This window comes from Lapidilactobacillus bayanensis (assembly GCF_003946695.1).
Taxonomy (GTDB): Bacteria; Bacillota; Bacilli; order Lactobacillales; family Lactobacillaceae; genus Lapidilactobacillus; species Lapidilactobacillus bayanensis.
Genome location: NZ_RHOX01000002.1, coordinates 42,572 through 63,447, shown reverse-complemented (window position 1 = coordinate 63,447; position 20,876 = coordinate 42,572). Strand labels below are relative to the sequence as shown.

At 38.8% G+C, this 20,876-nt stretch carries 19 protein-coding genes; 14 read left to right on the top strand and 5 right to left on the bottom strand.

Going from position 1 to position 20,876, the window contains the following annotated elements:
• Positions 1–20: 20 nt before the first annotated feature.
• On the top strand, positions 21–992 hold the full coding sequence (locus EKM65_RS01165) for an AEC family transporter (RefSeq protein WP_125604664.1): 972 nt from the start codon (positions 21–23) through the stop codon (positions 990–992).
• A 109-nt stretch (positions 993–1,101) separates the two neighbouring features.
• Here the strand turns inward: EKM65_RS01165 and EKM65_RS01160 are convergent, their stop codons facing one another.
• A complete protein-coding gene (locus EKM65_RS01160; protein WP_125604662.1) occupies positions 1,102–1,491 on the bottom strand; it encodes an HIT family protein in 390 nt (129 codons plus the stop codon).
• 149 nt (positions 1,492–1,640) lie between these two features.
• On the opposite strand from EKM65_RS01160, the gene EKM65_RS01155 reads away from it, so the two are divergent.
• Positions 1,641–1,952, top strand: a complete 312-nt coding sequence (locus EKM65_RS01155; RefSeq protein WP_125604660.1) for a hypothetical protein — start codon at positions 1,641–1,643, stop codon at positions 1,950–1,952.
• A 115-nt stretch (positions 1,953–2,067) separates the two neighbouring features.
• Here EKM65_RS01155 and EKM65_RS01150 read toward each other — a convergent pair whose 3' ends face one another.
• Together EKM65_RS01150 and EKM65_RS01145 are read right to left on the bottom strand one after the other, a co-directional pair.
• Positions 2,068–3,000, bottom strand: coding sequence for a TMEM175 family protein (locus tag EKM65_RS01150; RefSeq protein WP_125604659.1), 933 nt, complete (start codon positions 2,998–3,000; stop codon positions 2,068–2,070).
• A 99-nt stretch (positions 3,001–3,099) separates the two neighbouring features.
• On the bottom strand, positions 3,100–3,444 hold the full coding sequence (locus EKM65_RS01145) for a helix-turn-helix domain-containing protein (protein WP_191987305.1): 345 nt from the start codon (positions 3,442–3,444) through the stop codon (positions 3,100–3,102).
• 630 nt (positions 3,445–4,074) lie between these two features.
• Here EKM65_RS01145 and EKM65_RS01140 point away from each other — a divergent pair.
• The gene (locus EKM65_RS01140) at positions 4,075–5,760 is read left to right on the top strand and encodes a glycoside hydrolase family 13 protein (RefSeq protein ID WP_125604842.1); all 1,686 of its coding nucleotides are present in this window, start codon (positions 4,075–4,077) and stop codon (positions 5,758–5,760) included.
• A gap of 668 nt (positions 5,761–6,428) precedes the next feature.
• On the opposite strand, the gene EKM65_RS01135 is transcribed toward EKM65_RS01140, so the two are convergent.
• Positions 6,429–6,671, bottom strand: coding sequence for a hypothetical protein (locus EKM65_RS01135; RefSeq protein WP_125604657.1), 243 nt, complete (start codon positions 6,669–6,671; stop codon positions 6,429–6,431).
• Between the two features lie 141 nt (positions 6,672–6,812).
• Between EKM65_RS01135 and EKM65_RS01130 the strand changes: the two genes are divergently transcribed.
• From EKM65_RS01130 to EKM65_RS01115, 4 genes are read left to right on the top strand one after another with little or no spacing between them, the layout of a single operon-like run.
• Positions 6,813–7,709 (top strand): ABC transporter ATP-binding protein, encoded by an 897-nt coding sequence (locus EKM65_RS01130; protein ID WP_125604655.1) that lies wholly within the window; start codon positions 6,813–6,815, stop codon positions 7,707–7,709.
• Entirely contained in the window at positions 7,702–8,979 is a 1,278-nt protein-coding gene (locus EKM65_RS01125) for an ABC transporter permease (RefSeq protein WP_125604653.1), read from the top strand. Before EKM65_RS01130 ends, EKM65_RS01125 begins: the two co-directional genes overlap by 8 nt.
• Before the next feature lie 12 nt (positions 8,980–8,991).
• Positions 8,992–9,180, top strand: coding sequence for a hypothetical protein (locus tag EKM65_RS01120; RefSeq protein ID WP_125604651.1), 189 nt, complete (start codon positions 8,992–8,994; stop codon positions 9,178–9,180).
• Between the two features lie 20 nt (positions 9,181–9,200).
• Complete coding sequence (locus tag EKM65_RS01115) at positions 9,201–9,644, top strand: NUDIX hydrolase (protein ID WP_225420364.1); 444 nt, start codon at positions 9,201–9,203, stop codon at positions 9,642–9,644.
• A 78-nt stretch (positions 9,645–9,722) separates the two neighbouring features.
• Here EKM65_RS01115 and msrB read toward each other — a convergent pair whose 3' ends face one another.
• Positions 9,723–10,157: a peptide-methionine (R)-S-oxide reductase MsrB gene (gene msrB / locus EKM65_RS01110; RefSeq protein WP_125604647.1), complete on the bottom strand. Its 435-nt coding sequence runs from the start codon at positions 10,155–10,157 to the stop codon at positions 9,723–9,725.
• Between the two features lie 380 nt (positions 10,158–10,537).
• Between msrB and EKM65_RS01105 the strand changes: the two genes are divergently transcribed.
• From EKM65_RS01105 to EKM65_RS11120, 7 genes are all read left to right on the top strand, one after another.
• Positions 10,538–12,529, top strand: a complete 1,992-nt coding sequence (locus tag EKM65_RS01105) for a peptide ABC transporter substrate-binding protein (RefSeq protein WP_125604645.1) — start codon at positions 10,538–10,540, stop codon at positions 12,527–12,529.
• Between the two features lie 843 nt (positions 12,530–13,372).
• Positions 13,373–15,379: a peptide ABC transporter substrate-binding protein gene (locus EKM65_RS01100; protein ID WP_125604643.1), complete on the top strand. Its 2,007-nt coding sequence runs from the start codon at positions 13,373–13,375 to the stop codon at positions 15,377–15,379.
• 75 nt (positions 15,380–15,454) lie between these two features.
• Entirely contained in the window at positions 15,455–16,942 is a 1,488-nt protein-coding gene (locus EKM65_RS01095; RefSeq protein ID WP_125604641.1) for an ABC transporter permease, read from the top strand.
• A gap of 2 nt (positions 16,943–16,944) precedes the next feature.
• Positions 16,945–17,886 (top strand): oligopeptide ABC transporter permease OppC, encoded by a 942-nt coding sequence (gene oppC, locus EKM65_RS01090; protein WP_125604639.1) that lies wholly within the window; start codon positions 16,945–16,947, stop codon positions 17,884–17,886.
• A 14-nt stretch (positions 17,887–17,900) separates the two neighbouring features.
• Complete coding sequence (locus EKM65_RS01085) at positions 17,901–19,001, top strand: ABC transporter ATP-binding protein (RefSeq protein ID WP_125604637.1); 1,101 nt, start codon at positions 17,901–17,903, stop codon at positions 18,999–19,001.
• Positions 18,994–19,953, top strand: coding sequence for an ATP-binding cassette domain-containing protein (locus EKM65_RS01080; protein WP_125604840.1), 960 nt, complete (start codon positions 18,994–18,996; stop codon positions 19,951–19,953). Before EKM65_RS01085 ends, EKM65_RS01080 begins: the two co-directional genes overlap by 8 nt.
• A 765-nt stretch (positions 19,954–20,718) precedes the next feature.
• Entirely contained in the window at positions 20,719–20,862 is a 144-nt protein-coding gene (locus EKM65_RS11120) for a hypothetical protein (protein ID WP_164506764.1), read from the top strand.
• Positions 20,863–20,876 lie beyond the last annotated feature (14 nt).

Genomic DNA, 20,876 nt, shown 5'->3' with positions numbered 1-20,876 from the left:
AATAAAGGGGTATCTACACTATGACTGCATTTTTAACTTCATTATCAAGTGTTGGCGAGATTGTCGTCGTCATTGCATTAGGCTACTGGCTCCGTTCTTCTGGGAAATTGGATGCAAAATTTAAGGGTAGCATTTCATATTTAATTATGAATATCGCGCTGCCAGCTTCAATTTTCGGTTCTGTTCTTGAGAACTTAACACGAGATAAATTATTTAGTTTGGCTTCAGGTTTGGAATATACGCTAGCCAGTTTCTTGTTGGGTTATATCGTGGCGATCATTGCCACTAAACTTTTAAAGGTCCGTCCTGGCCGCCGTGGTACATTTATTAACATGTTCGTTAATGCCAATACTATTTTTATTGGCTTGCCTTTAAACATGGCGATGTTTGGTAAAGTCAGCATGCCTTACTTTTTGATTTATTATGTGATGAATACTGTTTCGACTTGGGCTGTTGGGGTTTTCTTTATCTCTAATGATGATCCAACCGTTACTAAAGGTGATCAGAAAGTCAAGAAAGACTTTAATTGGAAAAAATTATTGCCCGCACCTTTGGTTGGCTTTTTAGTGGCGTTAGTTTGGTTATTGTTTGATTTACCATTCCCGACTTTCTTCCAAAGCACGTTCTCAATGGTTGGTAGTATTGTCACACCAATGTCATTGATCTATATCGGAATTGTGTTAGCCGATGCTGGATTGAAATCAATCCACTTTGATAAAGATACGATTGGCGCATTGGCCGGCCGTTTTGTAATCGCACCACTGATTATGATCGCCGTTTTGTTAACATTTAAAGGCATGGGTCAATCGATTCCTACTTTGGAACAAAATACGTTGATTATTCAATCAGCAGCACCAGGATTAGCAGTTCTGCCAATTTTGGTTGGTCAATCGCATGGTGATGTTGAATATGCGACGAATGTTGTCACCACTAGTACCGTTCTATTCGTCATTGTTATGCCAATCTTAATGCAGATCATTCAATTTATTTAATGTATTAACGCTAAAGTATCAATGACAATTTCACATTCAAGTATTTTAATCAAAAGGACCAACTAATCACTCGCCCAGTTCAATGACGAATGATAGTTGGTCCTTTGTTTTAAGACTTGGTTTTGTCACCAGGTAATAATTCATGCGTGGGAATATTGCGGAAGGGATCACGATGGCGATAGCGAGGAATGATGTGAATGTGGCAATGCATAATTGCTTGGCCGCCTGCTGGATTAACATTAACGTCAAGGTTATAACCATCTGGCTGGTATTTCCCGTCGATTAATTTCTTAGCTTCAATAATTAAGGCGTACATGTCATTAACCACATTTTTGGGAACATCGAAGAAAGTTGGGTAGTGCTCTTTACAGATGATTAAAGCATGACCTTTAGAAACTGGATGTGTGTCAAAAAGTAGGCCGGCGTTTTGATTTTCAATAACATAATGACGATTTTCGGGTTGGCAAAATGTGCAGTTTTGATCCAGCAAATTCTTCACCTCGGTGTTTCGTTTATAAAGCTAGTGTAAATAATTGTATGACCAGCAATAAATTGCTTGAGCCATCTGGCAGCTATGTTTATAATTTACGAGCAAACCTGTATAATTGACTTGTAAAGAGAAATGAATGCGAATTGGGGGAGGTAGCTATGAAAAAAGACGACAAGTTAGTGATACAAGCCGGTTTCACTGCCGATGGTCAATTATGGATCGACCGCAACCCTGATGCCGATTTAGACGTGTTAGCGAATATTGCGCGAGCACTTGTCCATACGATTGCGCCAGATTTAACCAAGGAACAAGCAGAGGATTTATTTAACAGCCTGTTATTAGAGTTAGCATTACCAATGAATGGTGTTGAAAGTGACCATGACGAATTAATGAACGAGTTGCTACAACCCGATACTGAAAGTACACCAATTAAGGATAATGTTATTCAATTTAAGCGCCCAAGTAAATAGGAGAACGATCGAAATAGGAAGTGGGATAACAACTCGTTTGGATTTGCTGATAACGCGCAGCAAATGGAATCGGGAGTTTTATCTCACTTCTTTTTTTGTGCCTATTATTTGGTACTTAGTGATGATGATTGTCGAATGGTCCAGCATCAGAATTGTGCGGTGACTGTTCCTTCGCTTGCTGTAATTGCTGACGTCGGCGTGGATCACCGCCGTTTTTGTATTGGTGCATCATTTGTTCATAGCGATGAAACCAGCCCGAAAGAACCTCTTCGGAAATATTGAATTCCTTGGTCGCTTGTTTAGCGAAGTCTTGCCAGGCAGCATTACGACCAGCTTGATCATCATCCGGTAAGCGGCGAAGTTTGTTCATGTAATTGCGTACCAGGCGACCGTAACGCATCTTATCGTGATCGGACATACCAATAAATCTTTTTTGACCGTCAGCAGACATTTGCCCGATATCATTTAATTCTTCACGCTCTTGAGAGTTGGACAAGAAAGAACGAATTGGAATCGTAATATAGCCGACCATTGCTAACCGCGGTGCGAAGTAACCAAGAATAATTAAGGCAATAATAATTACATAAATTAGTCGGCCATTTCGAGTGCCATAAATATTATTATAAACACGATGTAAATCCTCGTGAGATTGATATTTATTTTTAATAACGCCACTTGCTAGCCGATGAAAGACAATGGTAATCAATAGGTATAAGCCGCCATAAAGCATGACAGTTGAACGAATTGGATCCGTGCTCATCAAGCGGGTGAAGGTTGGCATTAAAGACAATAACATGAGAAAGAGCAGGTCCATTACCACATCACGGTTCGTAACCTTATCGACTTCTTCAAAGGTGATGGCGTGTTGATACCACAAATTAGCGACGAAACAAAAGCTGACGATATAAATACCGACAGAACGGAATAATTGAACGTAATCAACGGTACCATTAACAACGTGAATCGGTAATTCTAAGACGATGATCGTAATAATGATGGCAATAATCGCATCACTAAATGCATCCAATCGTTTCTTTAACTTCTGCATAAAAAAATCCCCCGCGCAATAATTAACAGAATAATCATAGCAGAAAACGGGGGAGAATGAACATATTAGCATTAATTTTAATCATTTGAACACATCAGGCTAATTAAAGCGATTGATTAAGTAACCCAGTGCATAAATCAACGCAATTAAAACCCACCAATAACGAGATAAAAACTCCCAGCCGTTCATTGGTCTAGAACCCTTGTCGTGTTGATCAACGTTGTGTGGAGTGGTTGAAGAGGCGGTTTCTTTGCCAAGAACGAGTGTATCCAAACTAACGTTAAGAACAGTTGCTAATGCGACTAATTTATCTAAATCTGGTGTACCGTCACCATTTTCCCATTTCGAAACAGCTTGGCGTGAGATAAATAATTTATCCGCTAATTCTTCCTGTGACCAATGTTGCTGTTCACGGTATTTTTTAACTTGAGTGGCAAATTCCATGATTTTCAACTCCTTCTTTTGCTTTCCCTTGCCTAAGTTTAGTTTCCCGTGAATCGTCGGAAAAGTCTAGTAGTAATGCTTTGAATAACGCATTTTATTCATAAACAAGCGCAACTTAGCATAGCAAACGCCGCAACTAAGGCTAAATTTTTGTACAAAAACAGGTTGCGCCGTTATAGCGGTGTGACAAGGCATTCGGGGCAAAAATTCTAGCCCCGAGTGTTTTGCGTTGTTATAAGGTAAAAATTCGAATTCAAATGCCGTAGCAGCAACGATTTGTTCAAATAAAAGGCAAGTCAGATAGCGCAACTAGGTCAACCAGCGAACACAATCTGACTTCCTTTATAGTTAGATTAGCAACTTGTACGGAAATTAACAGCTTTATTTCTCCACACCTTCAAAAAATACATTGATAGAACGCGACAAGCCTTAATTGAGGTCAAATCAAATGTAATTCGTTTGATCTTTTATAATTTAGTGGGATTGTGGCCTAAAATTTCGTCAAAAAAGGGTTTGGTTTTTGAAAAAGATGTCGCTGTTGCAAATTAATGGAGAAAACTCATCTATCTTGCTTGCAAAGGGGTGTGAATTCAACTAATCTAAAGATAATTAATTGTTGGAGGTATCATGATGAAAAAGCATTGGTGGCAAGAAGCAGTTGTCTATCAAGTCTACCCCCGGAGTTTTCAAGATACGAATCATGATGGGATTGGCGACTTGCAAGGCGTAATCAAACACTTGGATTATATTAAGACATTAGGTGCTGATGTGATTTGGTTGAATCCAATTTATCAGTCACCAAATGATGACAATGGCTATGATATTTCAGATTATCAAAAGATCATGAAAGATTTTGGCACCATGGCTGATTTTGAAGAATTGTTGGCTAGAGCACATCATCGTGGCCTCAAGATTATGATGGACTTAGTGGTTAACCACACTTCTGATGAACATCGTTGGTTTGCTGAGAGCCGTTCAAGTCGTGAAAACAAATATCGTGACTATTATATTTGGCATGATCCTGTTGACGGACATGAACCTAATGATTGGCAGTCTTCATTCAGTGGGCCAGCATGGCAATTTGACGAAAAGACCGGTCAATATTATTTACATTTATTCTCTAAGAAGCAACCTGATTTAAATTGGACTAATCCTGACGTTCGTCAATCGGTTTATCAAATGATGGCTTGGTGGTTAGATAAAGGTGTCGACGGTTTTCGGATGGATGTTATTAACTTGATCTCTAAGCCAATTGATATCAAAAAAGGCGGGTCAGTTGCTAATGGTCCTTACGTTCACCAATATCTGCAAGAAATGAACAAAGCGGTTTTGAACAATGATGATTTAATCACAGTTGGTGAAACCCCAGATGTTAAGCCGTATGATGCTATCAGTTATTCTGGATTTGATCGTCATGAATTAAATATGATTTTCCAATTCGAACATATGGGTGTTGACCAAGACGCAGAATTAGGTAAGTGGCGGCCAAAACCATATAAACTATCTGAATTGAAACAAATCATGAGTAAATGGCAGGTTGAATTACACGGTAAGGCCTGGAATTCACTTTATTGGAATAATCATGATCAACCACGGGTCGTTTCTCGTTTTGGTAACGATACAACTGAAGAATATCGAGTTCTTTCTGCTAAGATGTTGGCATTGACGCTACACTTCATGCAAGGGACGCCTTATATTTATCAGGGTGAAGAATTAGGCATGACGAATAATTATGACTTTAATTCGATTTCTGATTATCGCGATATTGAGGCAATTAATGCTTATCGTGATTTAGTTGAAGACCGTCATGTTCTGACCAATCAAGAATTTATTGAAGCTGCGCACAAGATGTCGCGCGATAATGCTCGGACACCAATGCAGTGGAATAATCAAATTAACGGCGGTTTTGCTGATGAAGGCGTTGATCCGTGGATTGCAGTTAACTCTAATTACACAACTGTTAATGCAGATAATGCGTTGATGGATCCTAATTCAATCTACTATTTCTATCAAAGAATTAATGGTTTACGGCACCAATTTCCGATTATTGTTTATGGTAATTATTCGTTGTTATTGCCAAATGATGAACGCCTATGGGTTTACAAGCGTAACGACAATAAACAGACATTGTTAGTTGTCAGTAATTTTACGGACGAAACGGTTACTTGTGACTTACCAGAGTTGAGTGCAATTAAAGATGTGCTTATTTCTAACTATTCTGACAATCAAGGCCAAACAATTCGACCATACGAATCAAAGGCTTATTTATATCCTAATCGTCAAGTTGATCAACAACGGACTGTCTTTGATTTCTAATCAAGCCAGAGTGCGAAAAACGACGGGTTGGCGATATAATTTTAAACGGGAAGATCGATGCGCGTTAGCACAGTGAGATTTACGCTTAAATTATTTACAGCTAGCTTTCTAACATATTTGAACAAACAAAAACCCACCAGCGGGCAACTGGTGGGCTTTTTTATATGGGGTTTTGTAGAGGAGGTCTCTACTTGTCATTCTTGTCTTTGGAGGAGTAAGAATGAAATGAAAAAGTTGGGTCATTACTATGGGCTAGCTTCAAAGGAAGGGGTAATCCTTATCAGCTATGAATATAATATAACGGTTAAATGTGAAGATTTTGTGACGAAAACCTTAAGCAAATTAAAATCAGACTAGCGACCGATACAGCGTTACGACTATTGCCAGATGGGTATTTGTGCACTGGAACTAAAACTGTTATGACTGTGTTTCTTCGTTCTGGGGGAAGTGCTAAGTTTCAGAACTGTCAGATTGATATTCTTCGCGCCTGCGGGAAATACGCTGGTGAAAAAACGCTGTGGGCTCGACTTTAAGCCAATCTACGATTGTCTTAAAGCTCGGCCTTGTCGTAAATGGTAAACCAGTAACGACAATTTCACAGCTGACCGCGATTTCCCTCCGGCACTGACGAAAGAGATGTGGTGTGATTTAACCGCAAATTTGTGCTTCTAAAAATTAGAAGTAGTCCAACCACACGTCAATTCAGCGCTTGCGCAAAGGTTGCCCTCTTGTTTGTTTAGTGGCGGCGAAGAAATACCGCTCAGTGGTGACATTAATGTTGGCAATTTATTGCCTACATTAAGGCTCGCATTTGAGACGATTGGCATTTTAATCGGCTCAAATCGACGCCCACTACGTTCCAGCGAAAGTATTTCTTCGCCGCCACGGTACCTCGCACGTTTGCTATGCAACCTTTGCGCAAGCGCGAAGAAGTACAAAAAAACAGTTCTAGTTTTCACTGCTACGATAATGTGCCTGTTCTAATTGCAGTAAGCGATTTAATAAGATATCATGATGATAATAAATAGGCTAGAGGAATAGGGGGGGTCACTATGCTATCTTTGCAACACTTGTCAAAGTCATTTGGCACAATGAAGGCCGTTGATGATGTAGATTTCGAATTGCATCATGGTGAAATTCTGGGTTTGATTGGGCAAAATGGTGCTGGCAAAACGACAACATTTCGGATGATTCTTAACTTTATTGAACCAGATCAGGGAACAATTAGCTGGAATGATGCGCCTTTTACACAGAGTAAATATGATCAACTTGGTTATTTACCGGAAGAACGGGGACTTTTTCCAAAAATGACCGTGGAAAATCAGATCATTTATTTTGCGGAATTACGGGGAATGAAACGCGCAGAAATTCGTCAAGAAATTCCTAAGTGGTTAAGTCGCTTTGAAGTTAAGGCTAAAGCAACAGATAAAATTAAAGATCTATCAAAGGGCAATGCGCAAAAAGTTCAGCTAATTGCTACGTTAATTCATCATCCTAAGCTGGTTATTTTAGACGAACCGTTCAGTGGACTTGATCCGGTTAACGTTAGTTTATTACGCGATGGTATTATGGATTTGAAGAAGCAAGGGGCAGCTATTATTTATTCAGACCATAATATGGATAATGTTGAACAAGTCAGTGATCAATTGGTCATGCTGCGTTCTGGCAAAATGGTTTTACACGGACCAGTTGCAGAAGTGCGGCAAAGTTTTGGCCGGATTAAACTGTACTTAGAGTCGGCGCTGACTAAAGAACAGTTGTTGGCTGTTCCCGGTGTTATAGCCGTGGCACAACAACAGCGACATTTTGAAATAACACTCGCTGATGAGGCAGTTGGTCGTCGGATCTTTGATTTAGCCACGGCCAACGGTTATATTCCAGAATTCAATCAGCAACCACCGACTTTAGAAGAAATTTTCAAATTGAAAGCGGGTGAACCTAATGCATAAATTTCGAACGGTTTTTCGCCAGGTTTATTTAAAAAATTTACGCAGTGGCGCTTTTATTTGGATGGTGTTAGCGCCGATTGTGATTGCTGTTGTTGGTGGGCTTGTCGGATATTTCATCTTCAAAAGCCAAGAGAATACTAAAATGGCCATCGTGACATCACAAACTGAATTGCGTGCCACTTTAAAACAAGTTAAAGTTTCAGATTTAACGATAAAAAAAGCAATCACGACGACAACGGCAGCTCAAAAGGCCTTGAGTCAAGAAAAAATTGACGGTTATGCTGAAGTTACAATTGTTAAAAATAATCTTCATGTGAATTACGTATCGCGAACAGATGGACAAAGTTTGCCTGTAACCGAGCTCAATGCACAGTTCACACAACTCAATCTACAATTTCAAGCACAGCGGTTAAAAATGAGCGCGACACAGCTAGCGACGTTATTGCAGCCTGTCCAAACAAAGCAGAAATCTGTTTCGTTTAAGGATGGTAAACAAGTTTCTCGCAATGATAATCAACGCGCAGTTAACGTCATGTTGGCTACTGCGACTGCGGTTATTATGATGATGTTCATCATGAGTTATGCCGGCATGATTGCTAGTGAAGTTGCTTCTGAAAAAGGTACGCGGATTATGGAAATTATTTTGTCCAGTGTTGATGTCAAAACACAATTTCTTGGTAAGATTTGCGGAATTTTTGCCTTGATTATCACTCAGTTACTGATTTATGGCGTGTTGTTTATCGGCGGACGTTCACTGGTTAATCAAATTATTGCCAAACAATATCCACAAATTAAAGCGTTGTTGGGCTCGTTGCAATTACCAAGTATTTGGTCGACCCAGATTTTAATGACGGTAGCTTTTTTCATCGTTGGTATTTTAACGTATACAATCCTGGCAGCGATGCTTGGTTCGTTGGTATCGGCGGTTGAGCAAGTTCAACAGGTGATTATGCCAATTACGCTGTTTGCGTTGCTTGCTTATTTCATTGGCTTAATGGCAGCTAATGGAACAGATAGTGTGTTAGTCAAGACAAGCGCTTATATTCCTCTGATAGCGCCAGTCGTGATGCCGGTCCGTTTGGCAACAGAAGCGGCTGGAACAAGTGAAGCCGTTATTTCACTGTTGATTTCGGCAGGGTTAATGGTACTTTTGTATTTTGCCGCGTTGGCGTTATATCGCGCGAATGTATTAGTTTATTCTGATGGCAATGTTTGGCAATCAATGCGCCATTCATTTAATATCTTAACGAATCGGAAACGTAAAAATTAGTAGGTGTTAATTTTGAAACGATCAGTAAATTCGAACATTACTTTGACGACTTATATTGCCGTGTTGCTCTGGAGTGTTGGTGGTTACTTAGTGATAAAAGATTATTTACAAACTGGTATTTTAAATGGACCAATGGTGATTTTGTTAATTATTGGGATTATATTAACGGTACTGACGATTTTTCGATCGCGTAAAAAATAGTAGAATTGGTGGGGTTGCAAGTGACAGATATCAGAACTGAATTAAATCACGTTCAATTTGAGACTCGTGCTTGTGGGATTTTACAGATTGATGACAGGATCTTGGTGTCCAATAAGGCTGATGGTTCAATGACATTAATTGGCGGTGCGGTCAAGATTGGTGAAACCACTGAGCAAGCGGTGGTTAGAGAATTCTTAGAAGAGACAGGTTTAATCATAACAAGAACTGAATTGGTAGCAATTATTGAAAATTTCTTTGCTTTAAACAGCCAAAATTACCAACAAATCGTTTTTGTCTATGGCGTCTCACTTGCTGAAAAGAGTGAGCAACTAGGCCATTGTAAAGAAGGTGCAGATATTCGATGGCGGGATGTTGCTGATATCAAAAGTATAAAACCGGAGATCATAAACAGACTCATTAAAACGAAAAAGCATGAATTGCAGCATTATATTAGCTTCCAATAGTCAAATTGGTCATTTGAACCGACAAAAACGTAGGAACTGGGATAAAGTCCCGACTTCTACGTTTTTTTTACATACTTATCAGTTAAACAATTTTAGATATTCGCCATAACCCGTTGCTTCCAGTTCTGCCACGGGAATAAATCTAAGCGCGGCGGAATTAATGCAATATCGCAAGCCACCTTGAGCCTGGGGACCATCAGTAAAGACGTGGCCTAGATGTGAGTTGGCCGCTTTACTTCTGACTTCAGTGCGCTCCATTCCGAAGTTGGTATCTCGATGTTCAGCCAGTTTAGCAATCGGTTTGGTGAAAGAAGGCCAGCCGCAACCAGCATCATATTTATCTTGAGATGAAAATAATGGTTCACCACTAACGACATCAACGTAAATTCCCGATTGATAAAAATTGTCATATTGACCAGAGAAGGGGCGTTCTGTTTGTGCTTGTTGGGTTACAGCGCGTTGCAAGGGTGTTAATTCAGCTTTTTGCTTGTCAAAATTTTTATGTTCATTCATCAAATTGCCGCCTTTCAAAAATGTTTTGTAACATCTAGCTAAACATACAATACCAGAATTTTAACAAATCGCAGTTGAAACTGCTTTGCCGACTGAATTTTTCATGGTAATAAACACATATGAGAATAAATAATAAAATCAGGTTTCTCTAATGCACATGGCGATTAGGATTAAAAAGAAAATTTTTATTTAAATTATTTTCTCGGCCATGTATGCTTGTCTAACAACGGTTGTCGCAGTATTTGACAAAAATAAGAAAAATAAATAATATTATTTTATTGACATTAAACTCTAATAATTATATTATTTTATCAACTCATGAAACGAAGGTAGATTGTTTTGTAGTGTGTCGGTGAAATCAACGGGAGGTTTTTAAAATTATGAAATGGAAGCAAAAGGGTTTATTAACCGCTGCGTTAGTTGGGGTTGCTTTGCTGGCTACAGCCTGCGGCAACAATTCCAAATCAACTACTAGCAGTTCAAGTTCAGCAACAAGTCAATATAATTACGTTTATAGCACGGATCCGGATAACTTCGATTACACGGTAACGTCGCGGGCAACTAATAGCGGCCACTTGGTAAACTTTGTTAATGGTTTATTAGAGAATGACAAGTATGGTCAATTAGTCGGCGCTATGGCAAAGTCATGGGATGTTAGTAAAGATGGTTTGACTTATACTTATCATTTACGAAAAGGAATTAATTGGGTTGATAGCGAAGGTAATGTTTACGGCAAGGTTACTGCGCAAGACTTTGTAACTGGTCTTAAGCATGCAGTCGCTGCTAAGTCTGAAACATTATACGTTGTGCAAGACAGTATTAAAGGTTTAAGCGATTACGCTGCCGGTAAAACGACTGACTTCTCTAAGGTCGGGGTTAAGGCACTTAACGACACCACAGTTCAATATACATTGAATAGACCTGAAAGTTATTGGAACTCTAAATTAACTTACGGGGTAATGTATCCAGTTAATGCTAAGTTCTTGAAGTCACAAGGCAAAGATTTTGGTAAAGCTGCTGCCGATAGTATTTTATACAACGGCCCATATATCTTAGCTAACTTTACTTCGAAGTCAGTGATTGAATATAAAGAGAACACTAACTATTGGGATAAGAAAGACGTTCATATCAAAGACGTTAAGTTAACTTATAACGATGGTAGTAATCCAGATGGCTTGTACAAATCGTACATGAAGGGTGATTTCACCCAAGCACGTGTTTACCCAACATCTGCTGATTACAAGAACGTTTTGAAAAAGAGCAAGAAGGATATTGTTTGGTCTGATCCAGATTCAACGGTTTATAACTTCACGTTTAACTTGAACCGTCAAAGCTACAATGCAACTTCTAAGAAGACGACCAAGGCTAAGGAAGATACGAAAAAAGCAGTTTTAAATCGTAATTTCCGGTTAGCAGTTCAATTTGCTTTTGACAAAGCAGCTTATAATGCTCAGTCAACTGGTAGTGCTGGTGCTGAAAAGTCATTACGTAATACAATGACACCACCAAACTTTGTGCAAATTAATGGCCAGCCTTATGGTGATTCAGTCAAGAAAGATCTTGATAAATTAGACAATGCCGCCTTTAGTAGTGTTGATCTAACTGATGGTCAAGATGGCACTTACGATCCAGCTAAAGCAAAAGAATATTTCGCAAAGGCGAAGAAGGAATTACAAGCTCAAGGCGTATCATTCCCAATTCACTTAGATTTACCAGCTGATCAAAAAGCAGCTTTAACATTGAATCAATCTAAGTCATTCAAGAGCACTGTTGAAAAGAGTCTGGGCCAAGATAACTTGGTTATTGATATCCAATTATTATCAGAAGACAAATATTTAGCAGCAACTTATCAAGCAACGACTGCTGCAGCTAGTGATTTTGATATTAGTAACGCTTCTGGTTGGAGCGCTGACTACGATGATCCTTCATCATATTTGGAAATCTACAACCCTAACTCAGGCGCAAGTTTAACTACTATCGGCTTGAATTTAGGTAAAGGTAATGCTAGTGACACGGCAGCCAAGAAGGCTCTTAACATGGATGAATACGTTAAGTTGTTAGCTAAAGCAGAAGCAATCACAACTGATAACAATGCTCGTTACAAAGCATTTGCTGAAGCAGAGGCTTGGTTATTAAACAGCGGTATTCAGATTCCAGTTAAATCATTAGGTGGCACACCAAGTGTTACTAAGGTTGTTCCATATACTGGCCCGTACGCACAATCAGGATTATTCTCTCCAAGTTCAACAAGTATGGCCTTTAAAGGCGTTAAGCTTCAGACTAAACCTGTTACTACCGCACAAAGTAATAAAGCACGTAAAGCTTGGCAAGCCAAACGTGCAGAAATTGCCAAAAAAGAAGCAGCAAAATAATTTAACAAGTATTTGATGATGAGTGGATGATGAAGAGGGATGGGGAAATGTTCCCCATCCCTCTTTCATTCAAGCAGGTCATTAGGTACAAGGTGTGATCATCATTGCCTGATCATGCTGATATTAGAATTATTGCTACCCACCGCTGGAAAACTTGCCGATGCCCTCACACTTTTATTTTAGCTCCTTGTGTGATCGGCCATAATTTTCCACAGGTGCCAACAAAGGAGATGTTAGCAAAAAACATAATTTAAGCTAGTCAAGCACAGTTTAGTTCAGTCATACACCAAGAAGATATCGTTCAGTGACGAAATTACTGTTGGCACTCCAATCCCAACGGTAAAATTAGTCGCAAAGATATTTTCAATTAGTTTTAAGATCTACTCACTGCGTTGTATCGAACGTTTTCTGAGATTACAAAGAAATACGCTAAGTTAAATAGCACTTCCTATATTCTATTAAAACAATTCCTAAAGTAATCAAACAGTACGATTGCCAAGCACTATCCACTATATTCTAAAGTCAATTAATTGATTAAAATAATGAGAATTATCGTTGCTCATGGATTTCTAATAAAAGAAACTTGAAGCTGAATATTAGCAATGATAATTCATCGTTTCTTCATAGAAAAGAAATCAAATAGTATTTTTAAGATTATGATGTTATACTTTGGTATATCAGTGCTAATCGTGGCTTTTATACGGCAAGTACCGAAAAAATTCGGTACCCGCTATTGACATCAAACTCTAATAATTGTATTATTTTACCAATTTCCAAAACGATTAGGTGCATCATTCTGAACGGAAATTTAGGAACTTTAGAATATAGGTTGGAGGCTTTTTAATGAAGTGGCAAAAGAAGGGCTTACTCACGACAATGTTAGTGGGTATTGCTTTAATGGGCGTGGCTTGTGGTAATAAGTCGAACTCAAGTAGTAATAATAGTAATAAGACAAGCGAGTATGATTATGTGTACGCAACAGATCCCGATAATTTTGATTACACAGTAACCTCTCGCGCAACCAATAGTACTCACTTAGTTAACTTTGTTAATGGTTTGTTAGAAAACGACAAGTATGGTCGCCTAGTTGGCGCAATGGCTAAGTCTTGGGATGTTAGTAAAGATGGTAAGACATATACTTATCATTTACGGAACAACATTAATTGGGTTGATAGTGAAGGTAATCCTTACGCTAAAGTTACCGCTCAAGATTTTGTTACTGGTTTGAAACATGCCGTTGATGCTAAGTCAGAAACTTTATATGTTGTTCAAAATAGTATTGTTGGATTGAGCGACTATGCAAGTGGTAAGACGAAAGACTTTTCTAAAGTTGGTGTCAAGGCTTTAAATTCTAAAACTGTTCAATATACCTTACTCAAGCCTGAAAGTTATTGGAATTCTAAGATGACTTATGGTGTTATGTACCCAGTTAATGCCAAATTCTTGAAGTCACAAGGTAAGAACTTTGGTAATGCTACGACAAACGGCATTCTTTATAATGGACCGTTTATCTTGTCAAACTTTACTTCTAAATCCGTTATTGAGTACAAGAAGAATGAGAATTATTGGGATAAGAAGCACGTTTATCTTAATGATGTTAAGTTGACTTATAACGACGGAAGTAATCCTGATGGCTTGTATAAATCATTCATTAAGGGTGATTACACTCAAGCGCGTGTTTACCCAACATCTGCTGATTACAAGAATGTTGTTAAGCAAAGCAAGAATAACATCACTTGGTCAGATCAAGATTCATCAAATTATGGTTTCGTCTTTAATTTGAACCGTCAGAGTTATACTGCGACTTCAAAGAAGACAACTAAAGCTAAAGAAGATACGAAGAAAGCAATTCTAAATCGTGATTTCCGTTTAGCAATTCGCTTTGGCTTTAACAAGTCGGCATATAATGCACAGTCTACTGGTGATGCCGGTGCGGCTAGATCACTACGTAATGAATTAACGCCACCTAGCTTCGTTCAAGTTGATGGCAAAGATTACGGTGATGCTGTTGCCCAAGATTTAGCTCAATCTGATCCTGCAGCATTTAGTGGGGTTAACCTTGCTGATGCTCAAGATGGTACCTTTGATGCTGCTAAGGCCAAGCAATATATGGCTAAAGCTAAAAAAGCATTACAAGCACAAGGCGTTTCATTCCCAATTCATTTAGATTTACCAGCAGATCAAAAAGCTGCTTTAACATTAAATAAAGCTAAGTCATTCAAGAGTACTGTTGAGAAAAACTTAGGCAAAGATAACGTGATTATTGATATTCAATTGTTATCAGAGGATAAATATCTCGCAGCAACTTACCAAGCAACAACTGCTGCAGCTAGTGATTATGATTTGAGTAATGCTTCGGGGTGGAGCCCAGACTTTGATGATCCGTCATCATATCTAGAAATTTACAACCCTAATAGCGGCTCGAATTTAATGAACCTTGGTTTAGATGTTGGCACTTCAAAGACAGCAGGTGATGCTGCAGCCAAGAAGTCGATCAACATGTCTGAATATGGTGAATTGCTAGCTAAGGCTGATGCCATTACCAATGATAATAATGCTCGTTATGCTGCTTATGCAAAGGCAGAAGCATGGTTATTAAATAGTGGTATTCAAATCACTGTGAACTCATTAGGCGGCACCCCTTCTGTTTCACGCGTTGTGCCATATTCTGGTCCATATGCACAATCTGGCTTATTTACATCTGGTGATTCACGACAAGGAAGTACATCCTTCAAAGGTGTTAAGATCCAGGCTAAGCCAGTAACAATTGCTCAACAGAACAAAGCACGTAAAGCATGGTTGGCTAAACGTGCAGAAATTGCTAAACAAGAAGAATCTTCTAATAATTAAGCACTGTTAGAGGGGAAAGGCTAGCAGATTCACTAGCCTTTTTTCCGTAAATACGATAAGGAGGAGACAATTGGTATGAGAAAATATTTGTTTTTTCGAATTCTTCGATCAATTGTCAGTATCTTTTTAGTGACAACTTTGACCTACATCATCATTTACTCGTTAGTACCACGGCGGGATGTGTTCAAGAATGATGCAATGGTCAGCAAGCTAAAATCAGATCCTGATAAGTTGACGGACTACATGGATAATGCTTATAGCAAGATGAACTATCTCGAATATCTAGATACAAAGTCATTGATTGCTAAAGCAAGTACGAAGGACAACGAGGTTACCGCAGCACACACTGCCGAGAACAAAAAGGCAATTGACGCGTGGGCTAAGAAAAACGGCTTTAAGGTTCATCGTTACGAGGTAAGTAAGGATTACTACGCTACCCGCGATTTACCGTTGTTGGAACGATTAGGCCGCTTCTACGGCAATCTAATTGAAGTCGACAACCCTTGGGCAGTTCATGATCCTAAAAACCCGAATATGAAACGTTATTTGCGTTTTGAAAATGACAAACTTGCCGGTTTTGCTTTGGTTGGTTCTGGTACGAAATATAAATATCAACTTTATTTCAACAGCTCCTTCCCATTTATCCATCAAAATATTATTCATATCAATTTAGGAACCTCTTATCCAACTTACGCTGGTTTACCCGTGTCTAGCGTCTTAGGCCAACGTCAAGGTCAGGCTGTTTCTAAGACTTACACCTTCACCAATGGTCAGAAGTTAAACAGTTCTGATAATGTTTACTCACGTCAATATCAAACGTCGGCAACGCAAGATGATATGGCCAAGGAACGTTACGGCGATCATTATACGAAGACGAATCAGACTTACTCTGATCCTTCAATGATCGGTACTTCTTTCAAATCTGGTTTTATTGCTTTAATCCTCACGTATTTAATTTCTATCCCAATGGCGATTTTAATGGCGCGCTTTAAAGGACGTCTCTTTGATAAAGTCGGGACAGGTATTGTTACTGTCTTGATTTCTGTACCAAGTTTGGCCTTTATTTACGCGTTCCGTTATGTAGGTAGTGCGCTATTTGGCTTCCCAGATTCTTTCCCAACTCTGGGTGCAGAGAATATTAATTCATGGGTACTGCCAACCTTTATCTTGGGCTTCTTGTCTGTTTCAAGTATGGTCATCTGGTTCAGACGTTATATGATTGACCAACAGTCATCAGATTACGTTAAGTTTGCTAAGGCCAAGGGTCTTGATGATGGCGAAATCTATCGTAAACATATCTTCAAGAATGCTTCGATTCCAATTGTTCAAGGTATTCCTGGTCAAATTATCGGCTTGATTACTGGTGCCACCATGACAGAAACAATCTTTGCAATGCCTGGTATGGGTAAAATGTTACCAGATTCAATCATGGCTCATAATAACCCATTAGTTATTTCACTTGTCTTCATCTTCACCACGATCGCCGTATTCTCTGTGCTATTAGGTGATATTTTGATGACAATTGTTGATCCACGAATCAAACTTGAGACGGGAGATGATTAACAGTGGCAGATACAACGAATAAGTTAAACCATGATGATGATTTCACGCTTGTTGAAGTCGACAATCGGATTACCGAGAAGATCGACACGCCTAAGTACTCTTATTGGGGTTCTGTCGCTAAACAATTTTTCTCTAAAAAGATGACAGTCGCAATGTTGATTTTAGTGGTCATTATCTTATTGATGTCCTTTATCCAACCATTGTTTAGTGGTTATAACTTAATGGATGTTTCCAAAGTCAATGACTTTAATGCGCGTTATAATTGGCCGAACGCCACTTATTGGTTCGGTACCGATGCAGATGGCAAATCATTATTTGATGCTATCTGGGCTGGTGCTCGTACTTCTATCTCAATCGGTGTGATTGCCACGTTAATTACAACAGTTATTGGTGTTGTGGTAGGTGCTATTTGGGGCAGTTCTAAGAGAATTGATCGCTTCATGTTGGAACTTTACAATGTTATTTCTAACGTGCCCTTACTTCTGATCATCATTGTCTTGTCATATACTTTTGGTAATGGTTTCTGGAATTTAATCTTTGCCATGACAGTGACAAGTTGGTTAGGAACGGCTTATTTCATTCGTGTGCAGGTTATGATCATGCGCGATCGTGAATATAACGTGGCTTCACGGACGTTAGGAACACCAACTGGTCGTTTGATTGCGCGTAATATTTTGCCTTATTTAACTTCGGTTATTGTGACGCAAGTTTCCCAGTTACTACCCTCGTTTATTAGTTACGAAGTATTCTTATCGTTCTTAGGGGTTGGTTTAAGCCCAGACGTTCCGTCATTAGGTCGTTTAATTTCTCAGTATGCACCATATATGACAAGCTACCCTTACTTGTTCTGGTTGCCAGTATTAGTCTTAGCGATGATTACGGTGTCATTGTATATCGTTGGTCAGAATTTGGCTGATGCTTCAGATCCAAGAACTCATATGTAGAAAGGAGAACATTTATGTCTGACGAAGCAAAAAGTATTTTAAGTGTTAAAGATTTATCAGTTGGCTTCCAAGTTCGTGGTCGTAAGTTAACGGCCATTCGTAATGTTTCTCTGGAGCTACATGATCAAGAGATATTAGCTATTGTTGGTGAGTCTGGTTCAGGCAAGTCAGTTCTAACTAAGACGTTTACAGGGATGTTGGAGTCAAACGGTAGCATTACACATGGTACGATTGATTATGACGGCAAACGCCTGAGTGACCTGAAGAAAGACAAGGAATGGATCGGCATTCGTGGTAAAGAAATTGCCACAATTTTCCAGGATCCTATGACAAGTCTTGACCCAATTAAGACGATTGGGTCGCAAATTTCTGAAGTCATTGTTAAACATCAAGGTAAAACTGCCAAGGAAGCCAAGAAGATGGCCATCGATTTGATGGCACGGACGGGGATTCCGAATGCAGCTGATCGTTACAGTGAATATCCTTTTGAATATTCTGGTGGTATGCGGCAACGGATGGTTATTGCCATTGCGTTGGCTTGCCGGCCTAAGGTCTTGATCTGTGATGAACCAACAACTGCCTTAGACGTGACGATTCAGGCACAAATTCTAGATTTGATTAAGGAATTACAGAAGGAATATAAGTTTACGACAATTTTTATTACCCATGACTTGGGTGTTGTCGCATCAATCGCCGATCGTATCGCCGTTATGTATTCCGGACAGATTATCGAATATGGTAAGGCTGACGAGATTTTTTACAATCCACGGCATCCATACACTTGGAGTTTGCTGTCTTCATTACCACAGTTAGCAGCACGTGGGGGCGAGTTGTTCTCGATTCCTGGTACGCCACCTTCACTTTATAAAGACATTAAAGGTGATGCATTTGCACCACGTAATCCTTATGCAATGAAGATTGATTTTGAAGAAGAACCACCAATGTTCAAGGTTACTGAAACACATTATGCCAAGACTTGGTTACTTGATCCACGAGCACCAAAAGTTGAAAAGCCTAGTTTGATTCAGAATCTACACCAACGTTTTATGGATATGCAGGCTTCAGATGCTGCTGTAAAACTAGAAATGGGAGGTGGTTCGGATGACGATGAGTAAAGACAAAGATGTGTTATTATCAGCCAAGGATTTGGAAATTTCTTTCGGTTCTGGTAAGAATAAGTTCGTTGCTGTAAAAAATGCTAATTTCGATATTTATCGTGGCGAAACATTTGCCCTAGTTGGCGAATCTGGATCAGGTAAAACAACGATTGGCCGTTCAATTTTAGGCATTACACCAACAAGTAATGGTGACATTATTTTCAACGGTAAAAAAATCAATAAGCCTAAATTGAGCAATGAAGAAAGACATAACCTAACCCGTAAAATTCAGATGATTTTCCAGGATCCTCAAGCATCTCTGAACGAACGGGCAACGATTGATTATATTATTTCTGAAGGTTTGTACAACTTCCACTTGTATAAAGATGAGAAGGATCGTCTTGATAAAGTGACGAATATGATTGAATCAGTCGGGTTATTGCCAGAACATTTGTACCGCTATCCTCATGAATTCTCAGGTGGTCAGCGGCAGCGGATTGGGATTGCACGGGCTTTAATTATGGAGCCAGAATTGATCGTTGCTGACGAGCCGATTTCTGCCTTGGACGTTTCAATTCGGGCGCAAGTTTTGAACTTGTTGAAGAAATTCCAACGTGAAGATAACTTGACTTATTTATTTATCGCCCATGATTTATCTGTTGTTCGTTTTATTTCTGATCGAATTGCCGTTATTCACTTAGGACAGATCGTTGAGTTGGCTGAGACAGAAGAATTATTTACTAATCCAATTCATCCGTATACACGGGCCTTACTTTCAGCTGTGCCGGTTCCTGATCCTGCGATTGCTAAGCAGAAGAAGTTAACGGTTTATGACATGAGTGTTCACCATTACGAGACTGATAAGCCTAAGTTCGTTGAGGTTAGACCAGGTCACTTTGTTTGGGCTAATGAACAAGAAGAGAGCTTATACCGTAAGCGTCTTGCTAAGGCATATCCGACAGAAAGTTAATCATCTTCTAAGAATATATTCGATTATTATTGATGAACGAAGGAACTGGGATGTACTTCCTAAATTAAGATTGCAAGAACTTACTATAGTAGGTTCTTGTGATCTTTTTTTATGATTGAATCGAGATACGAGTCGTGTCGATTTAGAGTAATAAGTTGATAAATTACGAATATACAAAAACTGTCGAACTTCAGTTTGGATAATAATACACCCGCTTGGAGCCCAGCAGTTTATTTTATTTATCTGTAGATTACTATTTTGACTATTTCAAATCGTAGTAAATATGTCTAATGAGGACTCAAACGTTAAATTTAGGTAACTCTCTTAATATCATTTGGAGATATTTGTAAACATTTAGATCGTGTCCTTTGTTATTTTATACTGTGCTAATCAACTAATCAGTTCTGGCATCATAGAAGTTAATTTCCGCTTATTTAGTTTTGGAAATTAAAGGTTAAGTTGAGCATATTGGTGTATCTAGTTTCTTTCTAGTATTCATTGTGGGGTAGGATTGTTCATTATTAGATATATTATAAGTGCATAATAATAAAATAGATATATTTATGAGAGAAAATAAGAGGGCCAAGCGTCGCATAGACACTGTACCAATACCACCGTATTGCACTTCTTAATCTCAAATTATTGAAGCAATTTCCATTCAATAATTCGGTTGGTGAGAATATTATTGAAAAAAATAAAAAAATCATTTACTTATCAATGTAATTATTCTATAATATAAATATATTAATAAAAGGAGACGACAATATGTCAAAGAACAAAGCAGAAATTGCTAAACAACTTGAACTCAACGAAGGTAGTCCTATTAATCTTTTAAGCAATGCAAACATTCTTAATGGATCTATTCGAGAAAACAAGAAAACGACAAGTTCATGTCAAATGTTATTTTAATTAGATAAGTAAAA